The following is a 19,252-nucleotide window of genomic DNA, read 5'->3' as shown; positions in this document are numbered from 1 at the left end:
GTATCCGGGTCACGGGCCAGTGTCAAATCAGGTCCGGCGGGGAAAGCGAGGTCAGAAGAACGTCCCGGCGTAGGGTGCGTCGGGCGCCGCAAACAGTCGATCGGCCACGGCCACCGCGTGCTGATCGTCGGTCCGGGCCAGCCCGGCCAGGGCGAGACTGCGCCAGGTCGTGCCACCGAGCAGCACGGCGCCCAGGCCCTCGATGCCGACGTGCAGATCGGCCCGGTGGGTGGTCGGCTGGGCGCCGTCATCGCTGATCGCGAAGGTTGCCGAATTCCCGGGCAGCAGCGGGTCGTTGACGGCGATCGTGACGGCCCCGCCGCCAGAGTAGCTGCGTGCCGCCAGCGCACGCTCGGCATCGACGACACGTAGCCAGGTTTCGTCGAGCATGGCGGTCACCGTGACCGCACGGCGGTCGACCAGCAACGACGGCAGCGGATCGTCGACGGGCAGCATCCAAAACCTCACCCGGTCAATGAGATCCAGGCCGAGCAGGAACCGCAGCAGACCGAGGTACGCATCGGTGGAGGGGGCGAAGAAGTCCTCGACGACGATGGTGCGCTGGTTGCTGACGAACCACCTCTCGGTGTCGACGGGGCGGTAACGGACGAATCCTGATTCGGCCCCCGGGGCGCCGTGCACCGCGACATACCAAGCGCCCGAGGATGATTCGGTGCGTAGCCGGACACCCTCCCACCAGACACCGGGGCGAGCGATGGTGCCGGGCCGGGACGGGCGATGCGTGTCATAGATGCGCGGCAGGCTGTCCCAAGCTTCGGCGGCCGGCAGTAACCGGACCGGACCGCCCGAACCGACGCCGGGGCGAAATGTTGCCCGCGCCGTCTGAATCTCAACGCTCTGCGCCGAACTGGCCACACCGTACCCGTATCGCTCGTAGATCGTGGCCTCCGATGCCCGCAACGACGCCACTACCTCACCGCGTGCCGCGATGTCGTCGAGCTGATGGCGGATCAGGCCGGTGGCGACTCCTCTGCGGGTGAACGTCGGCAACACACCGATATGTGTGACGGCGGCGTGGTCCACCACGGCGCCGCCGGGCAGGGTCATCGTGCTCGTCGCCGCGTCCGCGGTGCCGGCCAGTTGTCCGTCGACGAATGCGCCGACGGTACGGCCCGGATCGAGCAGTTTGGTGATTTGCCCGGGCGGCAGATCCGATATGGGCGGGAAACCCACCATCGCGGCGCGAAACACGTTGGCCGCGGCCAGAAGCTCTTCTTCGCCGTCGAGAACCCGGATCTCGGTCGTCATCGGGCAATCATGACGCGCGCAGCACGGCTGGCAACGATCGCCCCGCACGGGAGTGGCAAGGCACCGGTCGGACCCGTGGAGCCAATTTGTTCTCCGGCTGTCCGACCCCTAGCTTGGCGATTGATGGCTCCGAAATTTTTCTGGTTTCTGCCGACCACCGGCGACAGCCGCTCGATCGTCGGCGGGTCACATGCTTCGTCGAATCGCGATCTGCCGGACGGGTATCGCGCGCCGAGCCGGCGCTACCTTGCCGAGGTCGCTCGCGCGGCCGACCGGCTCGGTTACGAAGGCGTGCTGACGCCGACCGGGACTTGGTGTGAGGACGCATGGCTGACCTCGGCCGCATTGCTGGCCGAGACCGAGAAGCTGAAGTTTCTCGTCGCGTTTCGTCCCGGGTTGGTGCCGCCGACGCTGGCCGCGCAGCAGACCGCGACGTTGCAACGATTTTCCGAGGGCCGGGTGTTGCTCAACGTCGTCAGTGGTAGCGACGATGCCGAGCAACGCCGTTTCGGCGACTACCTCGGTCATGACGAGCGTTATGCACGCACGGCCGAATTCCTCCAGGTCGTCACCTCGGTGTGGACGCAGGAATCGGTCAACTTCGCCGGCAAGTACTACACCGTCGAGGATGCTCGGGTGTCGGCCCCGCCGGATCCCCTGCCCGGGATTTATTTTGGCGGCTCCTCCGCCGCCGCCCTGCCGATCGCGGGTCAATTCGCGGATGTTTATCTGACCTGGGGCGAGCCGCCGCAGGCCGCCGCGGCCAAGATCGACAAGGTCAGGATGGAAGCCGCCGCGCACGGCCGCAACATCCGGTTCGGGATTCGCCTGCACACCATCAGCCGCGACACCTCCGCCGCGGCCTGGGCCGTCGCCAACGACTTGCTCGACGACCTGACCGCAGAGCAAATCGCCAAAGCCACGGCGCTGCACGCCAAATCCGAATCCGAGGGCCAGCGGCGAATGACGGCGCTGCACGGCGGCCGCCTCGACAAGCTGGAGATCTACCCGAATTTGTGGGCCGGAGTCGGCCTGGTCCGCGGTGGTGCCGGGACCGCGCTGGTGGGCAGTCATCGAGAAGTTGCCAACCTGATCCGCGAATATCACGCGGTGGGCTTCGACGAATTCATCCTCTCCGGCTACCCGCATCTAGAGGAGGCGTACTGGTTCGCCGAGGGTGTGCTGCCCCTGCTGGCCGAAGACGATCTCCGCCGCGCTTCGGCGTAGCGGGAACACGCCCGCCGGGTCGCCGGCCACCAGTTGCGATCCGCATGATTTCAACACCGCCGCTGCGTAACGGGCGGATACAGCGCTCGCGGTCCCCGGCGCGATCCCGTCGCGCTGGCTACAGTTGGGTTGCGTAGCAGCGACAAGCCGAAACAGCGGGAGGCACCGATGCGGATTGCCCTGTGTTGTCGGCCGCCGGCACGTCTTGCGTGCGCGGCGGCCAGCTAGCACCAACGGACGACCCCGCCGGGGAATCCGGTCGCATCGATTACGAGAGCGGTTCTGCCGATGCCCGATTCGTCGAGTCTCATCCACCTTGCCGTGGCGTTGAACGGTGCCGGCTGGCACCCCGCGGCGTGGCGAGAGGACGACGCCCGTCCCGACGACCTGTTCAGCGCGGGCTACTGGGCCGACCTGGTCGAAGAAGCCGAACGCGCAGCGCTGGACTTCGTGACGATCGAAGATGCGCTGACACTGCAGTCCGACGACCCTGTCGAGCCCGACGACCGCACCGACCGGGTCCGTGGTCTGCTCGACGCGGTGCTCATTGCCTCCCGAATCGCGCCGCGCACCAAGGGAATCGGGCTCATACCGACGGCGATCGTGACCCACACCGAGCCGTTCCACGTGTCGAAGTCGATCGCGACTTTGGACTATGTCAGCACCGGACGGGCCGGAGTCAGAATCCAGGTCTCGGGCCGCCAGGACGTGGCCGCAAATTTCGGGCGCCGCACGCTGCGCCACCTGACCGCCGGTGCGGTCGACGATCCCGCGGCAGCCCGGCAAATCGGCGAGTTGCTCGCCGAGGCAGCCGATTATGTCGAAGTAATGCGCCGGCTGTGGGACAGCTGGGAGGACGACGCCGAAATCCGGGACGTCAGCACCGGACGGTTCATCGACCGGAACAAGCTGCACTACATCGACTTTGCGGGCCGATGGTTCTCGGTCAAGGGCCCCTCGATCACGCCGCGTCCACCCCAGGGTCAGCCGATCGTCGCCGCACTGGGGCACGGCACCGCGTCCTATCAACTCATCGCCGACGGCGCCGACGTCGGCTTCGTCACGCCGCACACCGCGGCGCAGGCGATCGACATCACCGCCGAGATCGGCGCGCTGCAGCGGGGTCCCCGGGCTGACCCAGTACACGTCTTCGCGGATCTGTTGGTGTTCCTCGACGATTCTGCCGCAACGGCGCAGGCTCGGCGCAGCCGACTCGACGCCCGCGCCGGTGGTGAATACCACAGTGATGCCGAGACTTTCGTCGGGACGCCGGCGCAACTGGCGGAGTTGTTGACGGAGTGGCACGCGGCCGGACTCTCGGGGTTCCGGCTACGCCCCGCCGCGCTGCCGCATGACCTCATCCAGATCACCGAGGTGCTGATACCGGACTTGCGTCGACGGGGGCGGTTCCGGGACGGCTACGGCGCCAGCACACTTCGCGGGCTGCTCGGATTGCCCCGGCCCGCCAACCGCTACGCGACCGCCTGAGACAGCCGAGGACCTTCGAATGACCGAGCCCATCAAGCAAATCCACCTCGCGGCGCATTTCCCGGGTGTCAACAACACAACGGTGTGGAGTGACCCGGCGGCCGGAAGTCACATCGAGTTCAGCTCGTTCGCGCAGTTCGCGCAGACCGCGGAGCGCGGCAAGTTCGATTTCTTGTTCCTCGCCGAGGGGCTGCGGCTGCGGGAACAGAACGGCCAGATTTACGACCTCGACGTGGTGGGGCGTCCCGACACCTTCACTATCCTTGCCGCACTCGCCGCGGTGACCGACCGGCTCGGGCTGACCGGCACCATCAACACGACCTTCAACGAGCCCTACGAGGTGGCGCGGCAATTCGCGTCCCTGGACCATCTCTCCGCCGGCCGTGCCGCCTGGAATGTCGTCACCTCGTGGGATGCCTTTACCGGCGAGAACTTCCGGCGCGGCGGCTTCTTAGCGGAAGACCAACGATACGAGCGGGCCAAGACGTTTCTGCAGACCGCCAACGAACTCTTCGACTCCTGGCGCGGCGACGAGATCGAGGCGAACAAGCGGACCGGCGTCTTCCTGTCCGACCCGCAGGCCGGCGCGTTCGCCCACAAAGATGGGCACTTCGACATTCGGGGCCGATTCAACGTTCCGCGCAGTCCCCAGGGCCGGCCGGTGATCTTTCAGGCCGGCGATTCCGAACAGGGTCGCGAGTTCGCCGCGGCCGCCGCGGACGCGATCTTTTCCAGGCATAGCACTCTGGGTGCCGGACAAGCGTTTTACGAAGACGTCAAGGGGCGGCTCGCCCGCTACGGTCGCCGGCGTGCGGACTTGCTGATCCTGCCCGCCGCGACCTTTGTGATCGGTGACACCGACACCGAGGCCGCCGACATCGCCTACGAGGTGCGTCTTGCCCAGGTGTCGCCGCAAACCGCGATCAAGTTCCTCGAACAACTCTGGAATCGGGACCTCTCCGACCATGACCCGGACGGGCCGTTACCCGCGGTCGATCCGGTGGTCGGCGAGAACACCATCTCGCGCGGACGGGCCAGCGTCCGCATGTTCGGCGACCCGATCGCGATCGCCAACGAGTGGCGAGCCAAGGCCGAGGCGGAGAACCTGACCACGCGCGAGCTCATCGTCGAGGTGACCGGGCGCCAGTCATTCATCGGGTCAGCGCAGACCGTCGCCGCGACGATCAATGATTTCGTGCAGGCTGATGCCAGCGACGGATTCATCCTCGTCCCGCACATCACGCCCGGCGGACTCGATCCGTTCGTCGACCGGGTGGTACCGCTGCTTCAGGAGCGGGGCGTGTTCCGCGCCGACTACACCGGCACCACGCTGCGCGAGCACCTGGGCCTCGCCCCGCTGCCGCTTCCGGACCGATCCGGGACTTCGAATGCCTCGACCGGGGTGGCCTCATGACACGCAACCCGCCCGCCCGCGCGCGATGACGACGCAACTGGGGGTCCTCGACCTGGTGCCGATCTCGTCGGGATCGACTGCGGCTCAGGCGTTGCGCAACAGCATCGACCTTGCCCAGAACGCCGAACGTCTTGGCTACGTTCGGTATTGGTTCGCCGAACACCATCTCAACCCCGGCGTCGCCGGTACCTCTCCCGCCGTGCTGTTGGCGCTGACCGCTGCCGAAACCACGACGATCAGGCTTGGTTCGGGGGCGGTGCAGATGGGACACCGCACCGCGTTGGCCACGGTGGAGGAATTCGGATTGCTCGATGCGGCCCACCCCGGACGGTTCGACCTCGGTCTGGGGCGCTCCAACGGTAAGCCGCGCGAGCCGAGATCCGCCGCGCCGGCCGCGTCGCGCCCGGTGAGCAACGGGCGCACCGCAAATGGATTGCTGATACCCGCCCCGTTCGATCCGAGGCCGCTGCTGAAGTCGCCGCGCTTCGCGCTGCAGCAGGCCTTGCTGCAGTTGCCGGGAGCGGAGTCCCAGGATTACACCGAGCAGGTCGACGACATTCTGGCATTGGTCGCCGATACCTACTCCGCCGACGGCGAAGAGGCGCGGGTGGTACCCGGTGGAGGTGCCGACCTGCAGGTGTGGATTCTGGGCAGCAGCGGCGGCGAGAGCGCCGCCGTCGCCGGGCGCCGAGGTCTGCGATTCGCCGCAAACTACCACGTCGCCCCTGCGGCCGTCCTGGAAGCGGTCGACGCTTATCGCGCCGCGTTTCGGCCCTCCGCCGAGCTCGACCGGCCCTACGTCGCGGTGTCGGCGGATGTCGTCGTCGCCGACGACGACGCCACCGCTGGTGAACTGGCGGCCGGATACGGGCTGTGGGTGCACAGCATTCGCACCGGTGCCGGTGCGATCCCGTTCCCGACCCCGGACGAGGCGCGGGCGCACCGCTGGACCGCCGCCGAACGCGAACTGGTCGCGGATCGAGTCGACACGCAATTCATCGGTTCCCCGGTGCACGTCGCCGATCAGCTGGAGCGGCTGCGCGACGCAACCCAGGCCGACGAACTGATCGTGACCACAATTACGCACGATCACCGGGACAGGGTGCGGTCCTATCGGCTGCTGGCCGAAGAGTGGGCGCGGCGATGAGTCTGCGCGGCGCGCTCGGCGGACAGCACCGGCAGTAGCAGCAGCGCTGCCGCCACCCACGACACCGCCGGCAGCCAGGGTAAGGCGGACGCCACCGCGGGGACTCGATCCCCGTGCGCGGTCACCAGCGCGATGCGCGCCATCGTCGCGACCGCGAACATTGAGAAGAGGCCTCCGGCTGCGGTGCCCGCCCTGCCGCGGCGGCCGATCGCCAACGCCGCAACCACTGCGCCCACCATCACGCAACCCCAGGAGGCGCCGCAGATGAACTGGGCGATCGCGAGCAAGACCACATTGGTGGCTAGGGCCGCGGCACCGGCGGCGCCGGCGGCCAGCACAGCTGCCGCCAGCGTCACACGGGCGCCGCCGACGTGGACGACCAGCTGGGAGGCGGCCGGCGTGCACAACGCGAAGCCGATCCAGAACACCAACAGCAGGCTCAGATGTTGGCCCGGACCGGCGAACTTGGCGAACAACACCGGCGAGTTGACCGAGTTGTGCAATTGAAACCCGGTTTGCGCCAACAGCATCGCCGCCAAAAACACGATCAGCAGGCGCGCAGAGAACTCGGTGCGCTCGGGCTCGGGTGGCGCCGAATAAGCGAGCGTCTTTTCGGCCCAGACAATTGACAGGGTCACGGCCAAGACGGCGGTAGCCGACGCGGCGAAGAGGATCCGCGGATCGTAGGCCGCGATGCTTTCGGTGAGCAACGGCGTCGAGGCGGTGGCCAGCCCCCCGCCGGCCACGAACAGCGAGGACAGCCAGGGTTGCCGACCGGCCGGTGCATAGCGGCCGAGCAGCGTCAGCGGTGGCGCGCGCAGGGCGGATGAAGTGATAGCCCACACGACGATCAGTGCGACGAATAGCAGTGCGCTGCAACGTGATACGAGGGGAAGTAGCAAAAAGGCCAGCGTCGAGATCGCCGTCAGTGCCGCGACGATCCTGCCGACCCGCCCGATCACCCGGGCCACGCGGTCGGTCGCCGCACCGGCCACGCCGTCGCACACGGCGAAGATGAGTTGGTCGAATACCAATAGCCATCCGACCACGCCGGGCTTGATTCCGGCTTGTGTTGCCAGGCGGGGGAGGTAGATGACGTATTCCACCCAGGCCAGCCCCAAGACGAGCTGGAGCAATCCGAAATAGAGCCCGACTCTGGTCGATACGACGCGGGGCATGCTCGTCCTTTCTGACGCGGATACCTGCACGAAGGAATACGGAGCGGGCGTGCCGGAGTATTCGGGGCGAGACGGTTTACGTCGTCAGAACAGACAGAAAGCGAAGTTGCGGTCGGCGGTAGCTCTTCGCGCTCGCGGCGCGCACGGAATCCGGCTGGCGCGCATCCCTATCCGAGGGTCTTGATGCCCGCCGCGGCGATCGTGAATCCGTGGCCCGAGGACACAGTGCAGGTGACTCCGTCGGGCTTGGACATGCAGCTGAACGGGCCGAGACCGGCGGTTTGGTCATAGGCCAGGGTGGGTGTGCCTTCCCCCGCGTTACCCAGGCAGGAGACACCCGTGCAGCTGGTGACCACTCCGGCTGCGGACAGCCGCACCGACTGCGGCGGATCATTGGTCTGGCAGTAGGCCTCGTCGCCCATCGCGGGCTCACGCTGGTAGTCGATCTCGCAGCTGATGTTGCGGGACGGAGACAGGAACGCACACATCGAGGCGGTGCAGGCCGGGTTGTCCGCCACCGCCGCCGGCTCGGTGGTCAAGCCGGCGGTCCAGCACCCTGCCACGATGATCCCGGTTGCCGCGACGAGCGCACCCTTCATGTGCTCAAACTAGCGGATGGGCAGCCCGGTCAGGGCCCGCGAGATCACCAGGCGCTGAATCTCGCTGGTTCCCTCGAAAATGGTGAAGATCTTCGCGTCGCGGTGCATCCGCTCGACCGGGTAGTCCCGCGTGTAGCCGTTGCCGCCGAGGATCTGGATGGCCTCGTCGGTGACGTAAACCGCGGCCTCGCTGGCCACCAGCTTGGCCATCGAGCCCTCGGCGGAGTCAAAGTTCTGGTTGTTGCGGGCCATCCACCCGGCCCGCCACACCAGCAGGCGGGCCGAGTCGACCCGGCTCTTCATGTCGGCCAGCTTGAACGCCACCGCCTGGAACTCACCGATCTTGCGGCCGAATTGCTCACGCTGGCAGGCGTAGTCGAGCGCGTACTCGTACGCGGCGCGGGCCACCCCGACGGCCATCGCGCCGACGGTGGGCCGGGTCCGCTCGAACGTTTTCATCGCGGCTTGCCCACCGGTCGACGCGCCGGACTTGACCCGGGCGATGCGGGACTCGAACTTCTCCCGGCCGCCGAGAATGCAGTCTTCGGGCAACCGGACATTGTCGAGGACCACCTCGGCGGTGTGCGAAGCCCGGATTCCGTGCTTCTTGAATTTCTGGCCCTGGCTCAACCCCTTGGTTGCGGGCGGGATGACGAAGGATGCCTGACCACGGGCGCCGAGTTCGGGATACACCGACGCGACCACGATGTGCACGTTGGCGATACCCCCATTGGTCGCCCAGGTCTTGGTGCCGTTGAGCACCCATTCACGGCTCGCCTCGTCGTAGCGGGCCCTGGTGCGGATAGCGCCGACGTCCGACCCCGCGTCGGGTTCCGACGAACAGAACGCGCCGAGCTTGGGATCGCCGGTGGTGCCGAACATCTCGGGCAGCCAACGGCCCAGCTGTTCGGGAGTTCCGTTGCCCGCCAGCGCCGCCGCGGCCAGCCCGGTGCCCATGATGGAAAGGGCGATTCCGGCGTCGCCCCAGAACATCTCCTCGAACGCGGTGAGAAAGCCCAGCCCGGTCGGCTCGGCGGCCTGCTGCGCGAAAAAGTCCGGGGAGTAGAGACCGACCTTCGCGGCCTCCTGAATAACCGGCCATGGGGTCTCTTCGCGTTCATCCCATTCGGCCGCGGCGGGACGGATCGTCTCGGCGGCGAACTGGTGCACCCAGTCGCGTACCGCGATTACGTCGTCGCTCAATTGCAGGGAGAAAGTCACCGTTGGCTCCTAAAGTCCGGTTCGGTCAGTGTTTTCGGGGTTTGGTGTGTTGCGCGAGGACGCTGACCGTCTGGTCGACCCACGCCTCGAAGTACCGGTCCTCGTCGACGTTGCCCGGCAACCGGCCCGACAGCGCCCGCAGCGTCGCCGCGTAGGACAGAGATGCGATCGCCACGGCCGCGGCGGCCTCGGGATCGGGAATGCTGGTCCGGCCGGAGCGATTGGCTGCGCTCAGTTCGTCCGCGAACCGCTGATAAGCGTTGTCGGTGATGACCTGCCACGTTTTCTCGTCGAGCTCGCCCAGTTCGTCGGGCTCGCGCAGCATGACCTTGAGCAAATCCTCGCCGTGGTTCAGGTTGCTCCAGATCAGTTGGCCGGCGGTGCGCACCGCCTGCTCGACGCTGCCCGGCTGGCCGGCGTCGTACTGCTCGCGGGCGGCGACGATGCTGTCGATCCGGTGCGTCACCGCTGCCTCGAGCAGCTCGCGCTTGGAGGAAAAGTGCTTGTACAACGCGCCTGACCCGGGAGCCAGGCCCGACGCCCGCTGGATGTCGGCAACCGACGTCGCCGCATAACCCTTGGCGGCGAAAAGCTTCAGCGCCTCGGCCAGCAACCGATCGCGTCCTGAATCGGCCATGGTGAGAGAGTACTCACTCACCATGGCGATAGCAAACCCGTCGCGGGGTGCGGCCGCACCGGCGGGCGGTAGCCGGAACGGCCGGCGGTGCGCAATGCTGGGTCGTGGGTGAACGGTCCAGGACCGGGCCCGCATCCAGCGACGACGGAGGGATCGCAGTGAACGAAGAACAGCGCAACGCGATGGCGTCGGGACAAGGCTTCATCGCCGCTCTGGATCAAAGCGGCGGGAGCACGCCGAAAGCTCTCAAGCTGTACGGAATTGCCGAGGACGCCTACGACGGCGACGAGCAGATGTTCGACCTCATCCACCAGATGCGCACCCGATTGATCACCAGCCCCAGCTTTTCCGGCGACAAGGTGATCGCGACGATCCTGTTCGAGCAGACCATGGATCGCTCCATCAACGGCGAGGACTCCGCCGCGTTTCTATGGAAGCAAAAGCACATCGTGCCCTTCGTGAAGGTCGACCAGGGGTTGAGTGAGGCCGACAACGGCGTTCAGCTGATGAAGCCGATGACAAAGCTCGACTCGCTGCTGGATCGTGCGGTCGGCAAGGGCATCTTCGGCACCAAAATGCGTTCGTTTATCCAGGAGCCGAACGAGAAAGGCATCGACGCGATCGTCGACCAGCAATTCGAATACGCCGACACGATTGCCGCCCGCGGCCTGATGCCGATCATCGAACCCGAGGTCAGCATCGACAGCCCCGACAAGCCCACCGCGGACGCCCTGCTGGTCTCGGCGCTGCGCGCCCGACTCGACGAGCTGCCCGGCGACAGGCAGGTCATGCTCAAACTGACCCTGCCCGACGAGGACAATCTGTACGCGCCGCTGATCGCTCACCCGCGGGTGATGCGGGTGGTCGCCCTGTCCGGCGGCTACAGCCTGGCCGAGAGCTGCACGGTGCTGCGCCGCAACCGCGGCCTGATCGCCAGCTTCTCGCGGGCCCTGACCGAAGGGTTGACCGCCCAGCAGAGCGACGAGGATTTCGACCAGAAACTCAGGTCCAATATCGAGGACATCTACGTGGCGTCGATCACTTAGCCCCGCCTACTAAGCTGCAGGTCATGCCTCCCAAGCTGCCCTCGCCGAAGATCTTCCTGGAATGGCCCGTGCTGCGTCAGCTCCGGTCCGGCGACGTGTTCGGCCGCGGCCCCGCGGTGACCTCCAAGCACACCCGTGCCATCACGCCGCGCACCACGACGGCCGACCGGGTGGTGCAGAGCGTGTGCCCCTACTGCGCGGTGGGCTGCGGTCAGAGGGTGTTCGTCAAGGACGAGAAGGTGGTGCAAATCGAGGGCGATCCCGATTCGCCGATCTCGCGTGGCCGGCTCTGTCCCAAGGGGTCGGCGAGTGAGCAGCTGGTCAACTCCCCGGGGCGACAGCTGGAGGTGCTGTACCGCGCACCGCGGGCGACCGAATGGCAGCGCCTTGACCTCAACACCGCCATCGACATGGTGGCCGACCGCTTCTGCGAGTCCCGTCGCCACACCTGGCAGGACATCGACAAGAAGGGCAACCTGCTGCGACGGACCATGGGCATCGCCGCGCTGGGTGGGGCAACGCTGGACAACGAAGAGAACTATCTGATCAAGAAGCTCTTCACCGCCGCCGGCGCGATTCAGATCGAGAACCAAGCTCGCATTTGACACAGCTCCACGGTTCCCGGTCTGGGAGCCTCCTTCGGGCGTGGCGGTGCCACCCAACCACTGCAAGACATGGCCAACGCCGATTGCATCATCATCCAGGGCTCCAACATGGCCGAGTGCCATCCGGTGGGATTCCAGTGGGTTGAGGAAGCCAAGGCGCGCGGCGCGAAGGTAATTCACGTCGACCCGCGCTTCACCCGCACATCGGCGGTGTCGGACAAGCACATTCCCATCCGCGCGGGCTCGGACGTGGTGCTACTCGGGGCGCTGATCAACCACGTCCTGCAAAACGACCTGTGGTTCGAGGAGTACGTGGTCGCCTACACCAACGCGGCCACCCTGATCAACGAGGACTTCCGGGACGCCGAAGACCTCGGCGGCTTGTTCTCCGGTTTCGATCCCGCGACCGGCCAGTACGACCAGTCGACGTGGGCGTACGCCACCGCCGACGGCGACGGCGCCGAAGACGGTATCGCCGGTCCGGGCGACCTGCACGAGCACGGCTCGTCGGCCTCCGCGCGCGCGGCGGGCGACCAGCACGGGATGGGCGGCCCCGCGCTGGCACACGCCCGGGTGCTGCGCGACGAGACCCTGCAGCATCCGCGGACGGTGTTCCAGATCCTCAAGCGGCATTACGCCCGCTACACCCCGCAGATGGTGACGAACCTCTGCGGCATCAGCCGCGAGGATTTCGACTATCTCGCCCGCAGCATCGTCGAGAACTCCGGCCGCGAGCGCACCACCTGCTTCGCCTACGCCGTCGGGTGGACTCAGCACACGCTCGGCGCCCAATTCATCCGCACCGCAACGATTTTGCAGCTGCTCCTGGGTAACATCGGCCGCCCCGGTAGCGGGATCATGGCGCTGCGCGGTCACGCCAGCATTCAGGGTTCCACCGACATCCCGACGCTGTTCAATCTGCTGCCCGGATACCTACCGATGCCCTCGGCCGGCGTGCACAACACCCTCGCCGACTACCTGGAGGGGGTGGGCTCCAAGCAGCAGAAGGGCTTCTGGGCCAACGCCGATGCCTATATGGTCAGCCTGCTCAAGGCGTGGTGGGGCGACGCGGCCACCGCGGACAACGACTGGGCCTACGACTACCTGCCGCGCCTGTCGGGACCGCACGGGACGTACCAGACCGTGATGGGGATGCTCGACGACGAGGTCGAAGGTTATTTCCTGCTAGGGCAGAACCCCGCGGTCGGATCGGCCCACGGCCGCATGCAGCGGCTCGGCATGGCGCACCTGAAGTGGCTGGTGGTGCGCGACCTCAACCTCATCGAATCGGCCACCTGGTGGAAGGACGGGCCCGAAATCGCGTCCGGCGAGTTGAAGACCGAGGACATCGAGACCGAAGTGTTTTTCTTCCCGGCGGCCACCCACGTCGAAAAGGCCGGTTCGTTCACTCAGACCCAACGGCTCCTGCAGTGGCGGCACAAGGCCGTCAATCCTCCCGGCCAATGCCAAAGCGAACTCGAGTTTTTCTACGAGCTCGGCAAGCGGATCAAGGAACGGTTGGCGGGTTCGACCGAGGAACGCGACCGGCCGCTGCTGGACCTGACGTGGGACTACCCGACCGACGCGCACGGCGAGATCGAGGGTGAGGCGGTGCTGGCCGAGTACAACGGCCATCACCTCACCGGTCCAGACGCCGGCCGGCCGGTTTCCTCGTTCAACGAGCTGCGCGCGGACGGGTCGACGGCGTGCGGTTGCTGGATCTACGCCGGGGTCTACGCCGACGGCACCAATCAGTCGGCCCGCCGGGTGCCCCACGGCGGAACCAGTCCGAATCAGGCGGAGTGGGGTTGGGCCTGGCCGGAAGACCGGCGGATCCTCTACAACCGTGCCTCGGCCGACCCCGCCGGCCGACCGTGGAGCGAGCGCAAGAAGTACCTCTGGTGGGATCCCGACGCGGACGGCGGCAGCGGTCGCTGGGTTGGCTACGACGAGCCCGACTTCGTCGCCGACCGCGCCCCGGGCAGTCGTCCCGACCCCGACCTGGGTGGACCGGACGCCTTGGCCGGCGACGACGCGTTCGTGATGCAGGCCGACGGCAAGGCGTGGCTGTTCGCCCCGAAGGGCGTCGTCGACGGGCCGTTGCCCACGCACTACGAGCCGCAGGAATCGCCAGTCGCCAACGCGCTGTACCCGCAACAGCAGAGTCCTTCGCGAATCTTCTTCCCCCGCAAGGACAATCTGAGTGCGCCGAGCGCCGGAGACCCCGGCGTCGACGTGTACCCGTACGTGTTCACCACCTACCGGCTCACCGAGCACCACACCGCCGGCGGGATGAGTCGATGGCTGCCGTATCTGTCCGAGTTACAGCCGGAGATGTTCTGCGAGGTCTCCCCGGAGCTGGCCGACGAACGCGGGCTCGAGCCCTACGGGTGGGCCACCATCGTCTCGCCGCGTGCGGCAATCGAGGCGCGGGTGCTGGTCACCGAGCGGATGACCCCGCTGCGGATCGGGGGCCATACCGTGCACCAGATCGGGCTGCCCTACCACTGGGGCGTGGGCAGCGACGCGGTGGTCAGCGGGGACGCGGCCAACGACCTGCTGGGCCTCACCCTCGACCCGAATGTGCAAATCCAGGAGTCCAAGGCCGGGTCCTGCGACATCCTGCCCGGCCGGCGACCGCAGGGTGACGCGCTGCTGCGGTTGGTGGCCGAATACCAGTCTCGCGCCGGCGCCACGGTCGAGACCGACAATGTACGAGTCACCCCACAGGTCTGGGACGTCCTCGAATCCGCGGGTGGGCACAGAAAGGACGCCGATGGGCCAGCTGACCGGACCGAGTGACCCGGCCGCGGCTGCTGGCTGGTCAGATGCCAAGCCGCGCAAGGGTTTTTTCACCGATACCTCGATTTGTATCGGTTGCAAGGCCTGCGAAGTGGCGTGCAAGGAGTGGAACCGCAACCCGCGGGACGGCGACCTGGAACTGCTGGGCTCGTCCTACGACAACACCGGGGCGCTCGGTGCGAGCACCTGGCGGCACGTGGCTTTCATCGAACAGGGACGAGACCGCATCAAGGAGGCGCGCGAATCTGGCCGTGCGCTCATCAGTTTGGGGATGCCGGCAATGCCCGGCTCGGCCGAACAGGCCGACAGCGAGCCCGACCTCAGGCCGCCGGACACCCCGGAGTTTCGCTGGCTGATGTCCTCGGACGTCTGCAAGCACTGCACGCACGCCGGGTGCCTCGACGTGTGCCCCACCGGGGCACTGTTCCGCACCGAGTTCGGCACGGTCGTGGTGCAGCACGACGTCTGCAACGGCTGCGGGACCTGCGTGGCGGGCTGCCCGTTCGGCGTGGTGGAGCGGCGCAGCGACGGCACCTACGCGACGCCCGTGGAACGCCCGGGCCGCCCCAAAGAGGAATTCGTCACCGGTGTCGCCCAAAAGTGCACGCTGTGCTATGACCGCCTGGTCGAAGACCAGACGCCCGCATGCGCCCAGACCTGCCCGACCACGTCGATCAAGTTCGGTAATCACGACGAGTTGGTGGTCCAGGCGCGCGCGCGGGTCGCCCAACTGCACGCCGAAGGGCGCACGGAGGCAAGGCTTTACGGCGCCAACGAGGACGACGGCGTCGGCGGCACCGGCTCGGTGTTCTTGTTGCTCGACGAGCCGGAAGTCTACGGATTGCCCCCCGACCCGCGGGTGTGCACCGCCGACCTGCCGACCATGTTCAAGCGGGCCGGCATGGCGGCGGCCGGCATGATCGGGGCGGCCGCGTTGGCATTTTGGAGGAATCGGTGAGCACCTCCGAATTCGACAGCTTCCGGCCGCCGCCGCCCCCGGGCGGTAAGCGCCGAAAAGGTAAGCGCGGCGGCCAGCGCGGCGGCAACGACGGCTCACGCGAGATGCCGATGGTCCCCGACGCCGAGTTCACCTCCTACTACGGGCGTCCGGTGGTCAAGCCCGCGCCGTGGGGACACGAGGTGGCGGCGTACCTGTTCCTCGGCGGGGTGGCCGGCGGATCCGGACTGCTGGCGGCCGGCGCCCAGTTCACCGGTCGAAACACGTTGCGCCGCAACACCAGGTTGTCCGCGCTGGTCGCGGTGGCCCTCGGCGCGGTCGCGTTGGTGCTCGACCTGGGCCGGCCGGAGCGGTTCGTGAACATGCTGCGCACCATCAAGCTGACGTCGCCGATGAGCATCGGCTCATGGATCCTCAGCCTGTTCAGCGGCGGCATCGGAGTCGCGGCCGTCGCGGAAATCGACAAGATGACCGGCGAGCGAATCCCGTTGGGCCCGTTGCGTCCTGCGTTGCGCGCGGTCGAAGCGCCGGCCGGGATCGCGGCGGGTGCGTTCGCTGCACCGCTGGCGGTCTACACCGCGGTGCTGCTCGCCGACACTGCGACTCCGACATGGAATGCCGCGCACAAAGACCTGCCGTTCGTCTTCGTCAGTTCGGCGAGCCTGGCCGCATCGGGGTTGGCGATGATCACCACCCCGGCTGCCGAGGCGGGGCCGGCGCGCACGCTGGCGGTGCTCGGTGTGGCCGGTGACCTGGTCGCGACCAAGCTGATGGAACGCCGGATGGACCCGGTCGCCGCGGAGCCGCTGCATCATGGCGAGCCCGGGCGCATGCTGCGGTGGAGCGAGCGCCTCGCCGTCGCCGGGGGATTGGGCACGTTGCTGGGCGGACGCCACCGCGGCGTGGCGGCGGTGTCGGGTCTGGCGTTGCTGACCGCGTCGGCGCTGACCCGGTTCGGCGTGTTCGAGGCCGGTAAGGAATCGGCCCGGGACCCGCGTTACACGATCGAACCGCAGAAGCGACGGCTGGCCGCCCGGCGTGCGGCCGGCATCACCGACGACTCGATCACCACCGCCGGCTGAGCTCAGCGGATCTCGATCCCCGCACCCGCGGTGGTGTGCCCGATCACCGGATGACCGGGAAGTTCACCCACCACCAGCAGACCACCCGAGGTCTGCGCATCGGCGAGCAGCAACAGATCGTCTTCGGTCACACCGGAACCTGGCCGCAGCTGCGGCCGGACCCAATCGAGATTGCGCTTCGTCCCGCCGGAGACGAACCCGTCGCGCAGCGCCGCCCGGGCCGCGTCGATCACCGGCACCGCGGCGCGGTCGATCACGGCGCCCACCTTCGAGGCCCGGCACATCTTGTACAGGTGGCCGAGCAACCCGAAGCCGGTGACATCGGTCGCGGCGCGCACATCGTGGGCCAGCGCGGCCTCGGCGGCGGCCCGGTTGAGTCGCGTCATTGTGGCGATCGCCTCGGCGAACACCTCGCCGGTCTGCTTGTGCCGGTTGTTGAGCAGCCCGACACCGAGCGGTTTGGTGAGGGTCAGCGGCAGGCCCGGCTCGGCGGCATCGTTGCGCAGCAATCGAGCCGGATCCGCCACACCGGTTACCGCCATGCCGTACTTCGGTTCTGGGTCATCGATGGAATGGCCGCCGATCACCGGGCAGTTCGCCTCCGCGGCCACCGCCAGCCCGCCGCGCAGCACCTCGGTCATCAGCTCCAGCGGCAGGACATCGCGCGGCCAGCCGACCAGGTTGATCGCGACCACCGGGCGGCCACCCATGGCGTACACATCGGAGAGGGCGTTGGCCGCCGCGATCCGTCCCCAGTCGTAGGCGTCGTCGACAACGGGGGTGAAGAAATCCGCGGTGGACAGCACTGCCAGGTCGCCGACCAACACCGCGGCCGCGTCGTCGCCGTCGTCCAGTCCGACCAGAACATGATCCCCGGCTTGCCCGGTCAGGCCGCGGACCGCCTCCTCCAGCTCGCCGGGCGGGATTTTGCAGGCGCAGCCGCCACCATGCGCGTAGCCGGTCAGCCGGGTCGGGGTCATGGCACGAGCCTACGAGGGTGGGTTCACCCGCCCCGCGGATGTGGCGGATCTGACAAGACCGCTACGGACGACTCGGTATTGCTACTGACCAGCTACGTTGTCCATGGAGGCGTTTGGGTTCCTGGTGGTCCCCCCGGTCTTCAAAACCGGTGAGGTCGAGTATCTCGGTCTGGCGGGTTCGATTCCCGTCCGCCTCCGCCAGACGCAGACCCGAGGAGGTCGAGGAGGTAAGTGACACAGGTCGACCCGCGCCGTCTGATTCCGCGCACCGACGAATTGCTGTCGCTTCCGTCGGTGCGGGAGGCACGAAACCGGTTGGGCCAGGACGCCGTCCGGGCCGTGGTGCGCGAAATCCAGGACCGGGCTCGCCGGGGCGTTCTGCCGCCGGACCAGGTGCCCGACGCGGTGGTGGCGACGCTAGCGGCCCAGCGCAGTACGAGGTTGCGGCCCGTGCTCAACGCCACCGGCGTTGTTGTGCACACCAACCTGGGTCGCGCGCCGTTGTCCGGTGGAGCGGTCGATGCGCTGGTTTCGGCGAGCGGCTATGTCGACGTCGAACTCGACCTGGCCAGCGGCACCCGGTCGAAGCGGGGGGTCGCCTTGCGCGAGGCGCTGCTGCAGGCTTGCCCGGCGGCCGAGGATGCGCTGGTGGTCAACAACGGGGCCGCGGCGCTGGTGTTGGCGACCACTGCGCTGGCGGGCGGTGGCCAGGCCGAGTTCGACGTCGGCGAAGTCGTCGTGAGCCGCGGCGAACTGATCGAGATCGGCGCCGGGTTTCGGCTGCCCGACCTGATCGCGTCCACCGGGGCCCGGCTGCGCGAGGTCGGCACCACCAACCGCACCCACCTGAAGGACTACGCCGAGGCGATCGGCCCGCAGACCGGATGCGTGCTCAAGGTGCATCAAAGCAACTTCCGGGTGGAAGGTTTCACCTCCGCCGTGTCGGTGTCTGAGCTGCGGGCGCTGACCGCTGAGAAACAGCTGCCGCTGGTGGCCGACCTGGGCAGCGGGCTGCTTGCACCCGAGCAGCTGCTACCCGGCGAGCCGGACGCCGCGACCACGCTCGCCGACGGCGCCGACATCGTGACGGCCAGCGGTGACAAATTGCTGGGCGGGCCCCAAGCGGGCATCGTGCTGGGCCGCGCCGAGGTAGTCCAGCGGCTGGCCCGGCATCCGCTGGCGCGCGCGGTCCGCGCCGACAAGCTCACCCTCGCCGCGCTCGAGGCCACGATCCGGGCCGGCGGGTCGCCGGTCGCGCAGGCGCTGCACGCCGATCCCGGGCGGCTGCGCGAGCGAGCGCAGCGTCTCGCCGAGACGGTCGGCGCCGCCGTCGTCGCGCACGACGGGCGGGTCGGCGGCGGCGGCGCTCCGGGGGTGCCGTTGCCGGGCTGGGCGGTCCAGCTGCCCGTAGCCGCCGCGGCAGCCCTGCGCGTCGGCGAGCCCGCGGTACTGCCGCGCGTGCACGACGGCGCGTGCCTGGTCGATCTGCGCTGCATCCCGGAGTCCGACGACGACCGCTTGCTGGCCGCCGTGTCCGCCGCGCTGGCCGCGATATCCGAGGCGGACCGCTGAGCACCACGGTTTCTGCTATCTCTGCTG

15 protein-coding genes and 1 tRNA gene are annotated in these 19,252 nt (G+C 68.0%); 10 read left to right on the top strand and 6 right to left on the bottom strand.

All coding sequences use genetic code 11. The features are described 5' to 3' along the window. Positions 1-51: 51 nt before the first annotated feature. Positions 52-1,269 carry a GNAT family N-acetyltransferase gene (locus G6N33_RS11625; protein ID WP_044509204.1) on the bottom strand — a complete coding sequence of 406 codons (1,218 nt, stop codon included), beginning with the start codon at positions 1,267-1,269 and terminating at the stop codon, positions 52-54. A gap of 123 nt (positions 1,270-1,392) precedes the next feature. On the opposite strand from G6N33_RS11625, the gene G6N33_RS11620 reads away from it, so the two are divergent. From G6N33_RS11620 to G6N33_RS11605, 4 genes are all read left to right on the top strand, one after another. Next, positions 1,393-2,496: an LLM class flavin-dependent oxidoreductase gene (locus tag G6N33_RS11620; protein ID WP_044509205.1), complete on the top strand. Its 1,104-nt coding sequence runs from the start codon at positions 1,393-1,395 to the stop codon at positions 2,494-2,496. Between the two features lie 288 nt (positions 2,497-2,784). Next, positions 2,785-3,984 carry an LLM class flavin-dependent oxidoreductase gene (locus tag G6N33_RS11615; RefSeq protein WP_044509206.1) on the top strand — a complete coding sequence of 400 codons (1,200 nt, stop codon included), beginning with the start codon at positions 2,785-2,787 and terminating at the stop codon, positions 3,982-3,984. 19 nt (positions 3,985-4,003) lie between these two features. Next, the gene (locus G6N33_RS11610) at positions 4,004-5,398 is read left to right on the top strand and encodes an NtaA/DmoA family FMN-dependent monooxygenase (RefSeq protein WP_044509207.1); all 1,395 of its coding nucleotides are present in this window, start codon (positions 4,004-4,006) and stop codon (positions 5,396-5,398) included. Positions 5,399-5,423: 25 nt separating this feature from the next. Continuing rightward, positions 5,424-6,545: an LLM class flavin-dependent oxidoreductase gene (locus G6N33_RS11605; RefSeq protein WP_044509208.1), complete on the top strand. Its 1,122-nt coding sequence runs from the start codon at positions 5,424-5,426 to the stop codon at positions 6,543-6,545. On the opposite strand, the gene G6N33_RS11600 is transcribed toward G6N33_RS11605, so the two are convergent. From G6N33_RS11600 to G6N33_RS11585, 4 genes are all read right to left on the bottom strand, one after another. Next, positions 6,509-7,723 carry an MFS transporter gene (locus G6N33_RS11600; protein ID WP_044509209.1) on the bottom strand — a complete coding sequence of 405 codons (1,215 nt, stop codon included), beginning with the start codon at positions 7,721-7,723 and terminating at the stop codon, positions 6,509-6,511. The genes G6N33_RS11605 and G6N33_RS11600 overlap by 37 nt on opposite strands. Before the next feature lie 167 nt (positions 7,724-7,890). Further along, positions 7,891-8,322 (bottom strand): hypothetical protein, encoded by a 432-nt coding sequence (locus tag G6N33_RS11595; protein ID WP_044509210.1) that lies wholly within the window; start codon positions 8,320-8,322, stop codon positions 7,891-7,893. Positions 8,323-8,331: 9 nt separating this feature from the next. Then, on the bottom strand, positions 8,332-9,543 hold the full coding sequence (locus G6N33_RS11590) for an acyl-CoA dehydrogenase family protein (protein WP_044509211.1): 1,212 nt from the start codon (positions 9,541-9,543) through the stop codon (positions 8,332-8,334). 25 nt (positions 9,544-9,568) lie between these two features. Further along, positions 9,569-10,180, bottom strand: a complete 612-nt coding sequence (locus G6N33_RS11585) for a TetR/AcrR family transcriptional regulator (protein ID WP_044509212.1) — start codon at positions 10,178-10,180, stop codon at positions 9,569-9,571. 158 nt (positions 10,181-10,338) lie between these two features. Between G6N33_RS11585 and G6N33_RS11580 the strand changes: the two genes are divergently transcribed. Genes G6N33_RS11580 through nrfD form a run of 4 tightly spaced genes read left to right on the top strand, consistent with a single transcriptional unit; the run spans position 10,339 to position 16,673 of the window. Next, positions 10,339-11,226 carry a fructose bisphosphate aldolase gene (locus G6N33_RS11580; protein ID WP_044509213.1) on the top strand — a complete coding sequence of 296 codons (888 nt, stop codon included), beginning with the start codon at positions 10,339-10,341 and terminating at the stop codon, positions 11,224-11,226. A 23-nt stretch (positions 11,227-11,249) separates the two neighbouring features. Then, positions 11,250-14,633, top strand: coding sequence for a formate dehydrogenase (gene fdh / locus G6N33_RS11575; RefSeq protein WP_163771510.1), 3,384 nt, complete (start codon positions 11,250-11,252; stop codon positions 14,631-14,633). Next, entirely contained in the window at positions 14,608-15,591 is a 984-nt protein-coding gene (locus tag G6N33_RS11570; RefSeq protein WP_101528376.1) for a 4Fe-4S dicluster domain-containing protein, read from the top strand. Before fdh ends, G6N33_RS11570 begins: the two co-directional genes overlap by 26 nt. Next, a complete protein-coding gene (gene nrfD, locus G6N33_RS11565; protein WP_044509215.1) occupies positions 15,588-16,673 on the top strand; it encodes an NrfD/PsrC family molybdoenzyme membrane anchor subunit in 1,086 nt (361 codons plus the stop codon). The genes G6N33_RS11570 and nrfD overlap by 4 nt, the downstream gene beginning before the upstream one ends. Positions 16,674-16,675: 2 nt before the next feature. On the opposite strand, the gene selD is transcribed toward nrfD, so the two are convergent. Beyond that, on the bottom strand, positions 16,676-17,653 hold the full coding sequence (gene selD / locus G6N33_RS11560; protein WP_044509216.1) for a selenide, water dikinase SelD: 978 nt from the start codon (positions 17,651-17,653) through the stop codon (positions 16,676-16,678). A gap of 105 nt (positions 17,654-17,758) precedes the next feature. Between selD and G6N33_RS11555 the strand changes: the two genes are divergently transcribed. Continuing rightward, positions 17,759-17,854 (top strand) — tRNA-Sec (locus G6N33_RS11555). 30 nt (positions 17,855-17,884) lie between these two features. Then, the gene (selA, locus tag G6N33_RS11550; protein WP_101528377.1) at positions 17,885-19,225 is read left to right on the top strand and encodes an L-seryl-tRNA(Sec) selenium transferase; all 1,341 of its coding nucleotides are present in this window, start codon (positions 17,885-17,887) and stop codon (positions 19,223-19,225) included. Positions 19,226-19,252: the final 27 nt, after the last annotated feature.

The sequence above is a fragment of the Mycobacterium simiae genome, from assembly GCF_010727605.1.
Classification (GTDB): domain Bacteria; phylum Actinomycetota; class Actinomycetes; order Mycobacteriales; family Mycobacteriaceae; genus Mycobacterium; species Mycobacterium simiae.
This window is presented reverse-complemented; position numbering and strand designations above follow the sequence as displayed.

Coding starts and splice junctions, on each gene's coding strand:
- G6N33_RS11605 (WP_044509208.1), top strand. CDS start 5,424: ATGACGACGCAACTGGGGGTCCTCGACCTGGTGCCGATCTCGTCGGGA.
- G6N33_RS11595 (WP_044509210.1), bottom strand. CDS start 8,322: ATGAAGGGTGCGCTCGTCGCGGCAACCGGGATCATCGTGGCAGGGTGC.
- G6N33_RS11600 (WP_044509209.1), bottom strand. CDS start 7,723: ATGCCCCGCGTCGTATCGACCAGAGTCGGGCTCTATTTCGGATTGCTC.
- G6N33_RS11570 (WP_101528376.1), top strand. CDS start 14,608: ATGGGCCAGCTGACCGGACCGAGTGACCCGGCCGCGGCTGCTGGCTGG.
- selD (WP_044509216.1), bottom strand. CDS start 17,653: ATGACCCCGACCCGGCTGACCGGCTACGCGCATGGTGGCGGCTGCGCC.
- G6N33_RS11620 (WP_044509205.1), top strand. CDS start 1,393: ATGGCTCCGAAATTTTTCTGGTTTCTGCCGACCACCGGCGACAGCCGC.
- G6N33_RS11610 (WP_044509207.1), top strand. CDS start 4,004: ATGACCGAGCCCATCAAGCAAATCCACCTCGCGGCGCATTTCCCGGGT.
- G6N33_RS11615 (WP_044509206.1), top strand. CDS start 2,785: ATGCCCGATTCGTCGAGTCTCATCCACCTTGCCGTGGCGTTGAACGGT.
- G6N33_RS11585 (WP_044509212.1), bottom strand. CDS start 10,180: ATGGCCGATTCAGGACGCGATCGGTTGCTGGCCGAGGCGCTGAAGCTT.
- G6N33_RS11625 (WP_044509204.1), bottom strand. CDS start 1,269: ATGACGACCGAGATCCGGGTTCTCGACGGCGAAGAAGAGCTTCTGGCC.